Source organism: Leptolyngbya sp. FACHB-711 (genome assembly GCF_014695615.1).
GTDB lineage: Bacteria > Cyanobacteriota > Cyanobacteriia > Elainellales > Elainellaceae > Leptolyngbya_A.
Genome location: NZ_JACJOR010000469.1, coordinates 1 through 5,801 on the forward strand (window position 1 = coordinate 1; position 5,801 = coordinate 5,801).

Here is a 5,801-nt window from a genome sequence, read left to right on the forward strand (position 1 = left end):
AGGCAGTGGAGACCAGTAATTCTCCTCTGACTCAAATTCAAGCCAGACTAAATCAATTAAATTTGCTGATTGCACAGGCAGAGTGGGAAACTGCCGAGGAGCAACTACCGCAAATTCAGCAGCAAATTAATCAGCTCCCGCTCACCCAAGCAGGGATTTATGCCCAAATCAATTTTGCTCAGAGTCTTCTCAAGGGCCGAGGGTATTGGAGTACGGGTAGTGATGATGCCCTTATATCGGAGATTGAAAAAATTCTGCTCAGTGCCAGAGTTCGGGCTGAAATTCTGTCAGATCCCCGTGCGATGTCCTATGCGATCGGGCGGTTGGGCAGTTTGTATGAGGTAACGCAGCAATGGACAGAGGCAGAAAACTTAACGCGACGCGCCCTCCTTCAGGCTCAATCGCTGGTCAATGCACCCGAAATTACCTACCTTTGGCAGTGGCAGCTGGGACGAATTCTAAAGGCACAGATGAGCGAAAAATCAGGTGCAGAGCAGATCAAATATCGAACTGAGGCAATCGCTGCCTACGATGAGGCGATCAAAACATTGCAGTTAATTAAAGCAGATTTGTCCACAATCGATCGCGGAGAGCAGTTTTCGTTTCGAGAGAGAGTTGAGCCTGCCTATCGGGAATTGATTGAGCTTCGGCTTCAGGCAATGCCACAGATTAGTTTAGAACAGCAGCTCAGCCGTAATAATGATCAGGACAACCAAAATTTAGACCGAGCGCGGAAAACACTGGAGGCACTACAAATTGCAGAATTGCAAAACTTTTTCCGGGAGGGGTGTATTGATGCACCTGTGATTGCGCTGGATGAGGTGATTGAAAAGACTAGCAACCAGCAAATGGATGCAGACGGCTATGCGGCCAAGGCAGCGTTTATTTATCCGATTATTTTGCCTGACCAGATTGCGGTAGTGCTGAAGCTGCCTCGGAAGGAACAGCCCTTGCCCTTACTGTACTACTCAACAAAGGTTAAACAGGAGTTCGTCGAAGAAACATTACTGAACTTGCGCCGTCAAATCACAGATCCGGAGAATTCAACGGAGCCGTTTAAGGAACCTGCTCAACAGGTCTATTGCTGGTTAATTCAGCCCGCTGTTGCGCTACTGCGATCGCAGGACATAAAAACACTGGTATTTGTTCTCGATGGGTTTCTCAAAAATATTCCGATGGCGGTTCTGTACGATGGTCAACAGTATTTAATTGAGCAATACGGGATTGCGTTGACACCGGGCTTGAGTCTGCCTGATCCAAAACCGCTCGATCGCGATCGCCTCAGCGTTTTGTTTGCTGGACTCTCGAAAGCCGAAGGATTTTCAGACCTTCCCTTTGTTCAGGAGGAGGAAGAGCAGATTCGAGAGATTCTTCAGAACGGTCAACAGCACAGCTTCGCCAGCCTAGAGAACTTTAAAAGAGAAGATTTACAGGAACGAATTGCGGAAGATTCTTTTCAAATCATTCATTTGGCAACCCACGGGAAGTTTAGCAGCAACCAGGATGAAACCTTTATTATGGCTGCCGATGGCGAAGTTTCAGTCACTGACCTTGAGCAAATCCTTCGACGCAACCAATCGGGTTCTAATTCGATCGAACTGTTGGTGCTAAGTGCCTGCCAGACTGCCGATGGCGACAATTGAGCCGCTCTTGGATTAGCGGGCGTTGCGGTTCGAGCCGGGGCGCGCAGTACGATTGCAACCCTCTGGAGTGTGTACGATGATTTCGGAGCACGGATGATGATTGAGTTTTATCGGCAGCTTATCCAGAATCCTACGATGCCTAAATCAGAAGTTCTTAGGCAAGCCCAGATTCACTTTTTGAAACACCCGAACTATGGGCATCCTGTTTACTGGGCACCCTATCTACTCCTGGGTAATTGGCTCTAATCGTCGCTGTTACTGATTTACCCGCTCGAACGGCGGCTGGGACAATTGCTCGGCTGCGGAAATAAAAGATTGGACAAGGCTATTCCATTGTGCTGCCACAATTGGATCATTAGGATTCGATCGCCACTGGCTGCCCAAGGCATGAATGCGATCGAACGAACTTTCAGGATTGGTATCTGTGGTCGCAGAAATTCGTTTAATGCCACCATTCACATAGATGGGGACTTCAGACGCACAGTTAACTTTGAAAGACCAGCGGTAAACTTGCCCGATCGACAGGGGCGTTTCCGTATCTAGTACGCTAATGCTCACCAGATGCGAGGCCTGTTCAAAGGCAGTCATTTGGCTCAGTTTCGTCTGGTAGAGAACTCGACCTACCGCATCTCGTAAAACAAACTCTGCCGTCAAGCTTTCGCTGAGGGAATAGGGCACATAAAACCAGAACGTGGGATGCTCTGCAACCGTCACGCTACCCACATAGATTGCGGGCGGATTAAACGTTCCGTCCTGAGTGAAAGGAGCCAGGGCAATCAGAGGATACTGGGTTGCCGGACAATTACTTCGCTGTCCGCCACCAGAGAAACGACCTGGAACCTGTCCATTTTCATAGGGTGCGTTCTGGGCACCGACTCTCGGCGTGAACGGGGAAGTGATCGTCAAGATGGTAGTGCAGCTGATTGTGATCGCAAAAATTGTGCTTGACTTGAAAACAGGTTGAACGACGCTACGGATAGAATTGATTAGACTCATAGGTTGAAAGAAGATCTACGGTTTTTGAGCATCAAGTAAATGACTGTAACACTGCTGGATGCAATAAAACCAAGCAGAGAAGTTACAAACGGCAACCAATTACCCATTAAGAAAGCGACAAAGCACAGAATTGATAAAATAACGGAGGTTATAATAACGGCGGCTACAGAGTAAAGAATTAATCTCTTTCTATTCTCAAACTCATTCTTATCCCCAATATATTGCCAAACCAACATACTGCCAAGAACCGACCAGCCCAATACCCAAACGAACTCCATTCCCTGTGACCAGATAGACAGCAGGGGACGCTGATCCAGAGCAGCACTAATAAGCTGGCTGATCATGTGAGCCTGAACCTTAACTCCCTTGATCTGCTGCTTTTGGGCATTGCTGTAGGGAGTATTCCAGAGATCTCCTTGCGGTGCGGTTACACCAATCAGCACAATTTTGTCCTTGATGTATGCCGGATTGATGTCAGATTGAGAATCGAGAAGTTCTCCCATCGAAATTGTGATTGCTGGCTCGGTTGCAGCCCGATAGTTCATCAAAATTTGACTCACGCCCTTATCAGCTGCCCTCAAGAACTGATAACCGCCCTGCCGCGGTCGCAGGCTCTCAAAGATGCGATTTCCAATCTGCAAATCATCATAGGGCGTAATTTGGGCGGTAATGCCCTGCTGCTGCAAATATGCAAAGGCAACTTTGACGCTGAAGGATTGGGTAGCTTCACAGCCCGTGGTCGATCGCTGCTTTAGGGGATTCATCTGCAAAAGCTGTCGCCGCAAAATCTGGTCGTCATCAGTTTGAAAATCAGAAAAGGCTATGTGTTCGACTGGTACTTCGGGGGGTGGATTGATCGTCGGAATTTTAGCATTCCAGTAGTCTTCAGCTTTGCAGATGGCAATAATAGATTGCTGACGCAGATAGCCTGCCAGTTGGGGCTGATTAGGCAGAACCGGGAAATCACGATAGATATCCAGCCCAATGACACGCGGCTGGTGACGCAGCAGAATTTCCAGAATGCGGCTGAGCGACTGATCTGAGAGGGAGACATCGAACGGCTGATTGTAGGTTTGAGCCGAGGTGGAGATTCGCTGCATCGATTCATTGCGCTGCTGCTGCGCCAGAATATCCTCTTGAGTGATTCCCACAATCAAAATACGTGGATCGGGACGTTCTGGCGGTCGCCGAATTATCATCTGATCAAAGGCTTTTAATTCCAGGGGCTGTAAAATGCCGGTGGTTCTCACGCCAGTCAGCAGCAGGGCATTTAGAATGCCGATCGCCAAGACAATGCGGAGGTCCCGTTTCCTACCCAGCGAACCCAGCCATTCCTGCGGTGCAGATGGACGGATTAGTGGGGAGGCAGGTACCCTCACTGATGAAACAATTGCAGACGGGGGCATCCCTGCCGTAGAAGCGTCACGCTGTCCCAGAAGTTCCTGCCAGGTGGGGGGAATTGCAGCGGGATTTTGAAAGACAACGGGCAACCAACCAGCGCAGGGAAATTCGCGTTCCCATTCCTCCTGTAACCGCTCCCTAGCCCGCCTGACCGCAAGATACAAGGATTCTCCCTCGGCATAGGCAGTCAGCAGATATTTCAAAAACGCCTGAGCTACGCGATCGGGAATGGGCTGTCGCATTACGACCAACTGGGGCAGATACAGGGATTCCAGCTCATAGGCAAGCCCCAGTCCGTCGCAGGAGTTAAAGATTGCCAGCTTTAAGCCGCATCCAATCGCCTGTTTCAGTCCCAGTTTCAAATCTTCGATCGAAAGACTGTCCTGGGAATTGATAAAAATACGTCCCCGGTTGTCTTCAGTGCGGCTATGCCCTGCAAAAAACAGCACATCCCAGTTCCTCCCCCAAAGCTGCTGGCTGATTTGAGAAAGCGATGGCTCCACCAGAAATTCCACGGCAGCATCGGGGAGCTGCTGGAGAATCCGACGATCCTGTTCGGTGTCAATACTGCGGCTGTCTCCCAAAATTGCCAGGATACGAACAGACTCAGAGGCAGAAGGTAGGCTTGAATTCTGAATCGGAAAGCGGCTAATCGGCCTTCCAAATGCCACTTCTGCCTGAGCATAATCTTCGATAAAATCCCAGCAGTGCCACGGCAGATGATAAAGTCGCTGGTCAGGTGTCCGAATCAGAAGGCGAATTGGCTCATGTAGACTGAGGGTTGTTCGCAAGAATTTGTCGATCGCGGTAAAAGCAGCCGAACCTAGCCATTGCTGAAATGCCTGCGTTAAGGCTTGAGCCGTTTGACGGCAGGCTTCCATTTGTTCTCTGTAGCTCAGTGCCCCCAACTGTGTCGAAGCACGCTTGAGGATAATTCGCGTAGCTCTGGAGAGTTTGCGGTATTCCTGCTGCCACTGCTGAAGTTGAGCGGCTAAATAGGGCGCGGGCGGCAGTTCCCCAACCTGTTCTGCGAAGGATGGCTCCCCTTCTACCCCAATTTCAAGCATTCCCTGAAAGCCTTGCTCCAGGGTGCCTTCCAGCTTGAGAATGACGCGCTTGCCAATGGGTTGGCTGATGGGTTGGCTAATGGGCTTGCTCATCGAGAGCATCCTGGCTAGATTACGATTCAATCAACATTCGATCACGAAATCAAATTACAAACGTTTCAGTAATCTGACGATCGCCATTGGTCAGTTCAATCTTAAACCGCTCTCCGGTCTGTCCCGAAAATTGAAGATGAATTGCTTCTGGAAGGGCAGCCCGATTTTGCCAAATCTCAGCATCCGTTTCACTCAAGAGTCTGACTTGAATCTCGCTGGGAAGGTGCGTTCGATTTCCGGTCGGACGAAGCTGGAGAGCGGAAAAAACCAGGGGAAACGCAGTAAAATCAGGCAATGCAGCCCTCTTCTACTCGTCCTGGCGAAATCTATCAACTGAAAGTCAGCTTGGTCGGGATTAGCCCTCTGATCTGGCGGCAACTCTTGGTGCATTCAGATAGTAGCATCGCTGACCTCCATCACTTCATTCAGATCGCAATGGGCTGGGAAGACATCCACTTGCATCGCTTCATCATTCATGCTCAAGAACATCAACTGGTTGCGGGTTTTGCTCTCTGGGTGAATTTGTCTGGAAGCCTCTATCTGCTTCAACTTTCATCGACTCAAGCTAAAGTGACACAAGCCTTTTTAGCGGGATGAGAAT

4 protein-coding genes and 1 pseudogene are annotated in these 5,801 nt (G+C 49.5%); 2 read left to right on the forward strand and 3 right to left on the reverse strand.

Features of this window, described 5'->3' with window-relative positions; genetic code table 11:
* Positions 1-470 precede the first annotated feature (470 nt).
* A pseudogene (locus H6F80_RS30020) lies at positions 471-1,889 on the forward strand (CHAT domain-containing protein).
* A 9-nt stretch (positions 1,890-1,898) separates the two neighbouring features.
* Here the strand turns inward: H6F80_RS30020 and H6F80_RS21790 are convergent.
* From H6F80_RS21790 to H6F80_RS21800, 3 genes are all read right to left on the reverse strand, one after another.
* Positions 1,899-2,549: a DUF928 domain-containing protein gene (locus tag H6F80_RS21790; RefSeq protein WP_190793629.1), complete on the reverse strand. Its 651-nt coding sequence runs from the start codon at positions 2,547-2,549 to the stop codon at positions 1,899-1,901.
* Positions 2,550-2,635: 86 nt separating this feature from the next.
* On the reverse strand, positions 2,636-5,200 hold the full coding sequence (locus H6F80_RS21795; protein WP_190793630.1) for a CHASE2 domain-containing protein: 2,565 nt from the start codon (positions 5,198-5,200) through the stop codon (positions 2,636-2,638).
* 49 nt (positions 5,201-5,249) lie between these two features.
* Positions 5,250-5,495, reverse strand: a complete 246-nt coding sequence (locus H6F80_RS21800) for a DUF1822 family protein (protein ID WP_190793631.1) — start codon at positions 5,493-5,495, stop codon at positions 5,250-5,252.
* On the opposite strand from H6F80_RS21800, the gene H6F80_RS21805 reads away from it, so the two are divergent.
* Complete coding sequence (locus H6F80_RS21805; RefSeq protein WP_190793632.1) at positions 5,495-5,797, forward strand: plasmid pRiA4b ORF-3 family protein; 303 nt, start codon at positions 5,495-5,497, stop codon at positions 5,795-5,797. The two genes, H6F80_RS21800 and H6F80_RS21805, sit on opposite strands and share 1 nt — an antisense overlap.
* Positions 5,798-5,801 lie beyond the last annotated feature (4 nt).

Excerpts from the sequence above, each read along its gene's own strand:
- H6F80_RS21795 (WP_190793630.1), bottom strand. The coding sequence starts at position 5,200 with ATGAGCAAGCCCATTAGCCAACCCATCAGCCAACCCATTGGCAAGCGC.
- H6F80_RS21805 (WP_190793632.1), top strand. The coding sequence starts at position 5,495 with ATGCAGCCCTCTTCTACTCGTCCTGGCGAAATCTATCAACTGAAAGTC.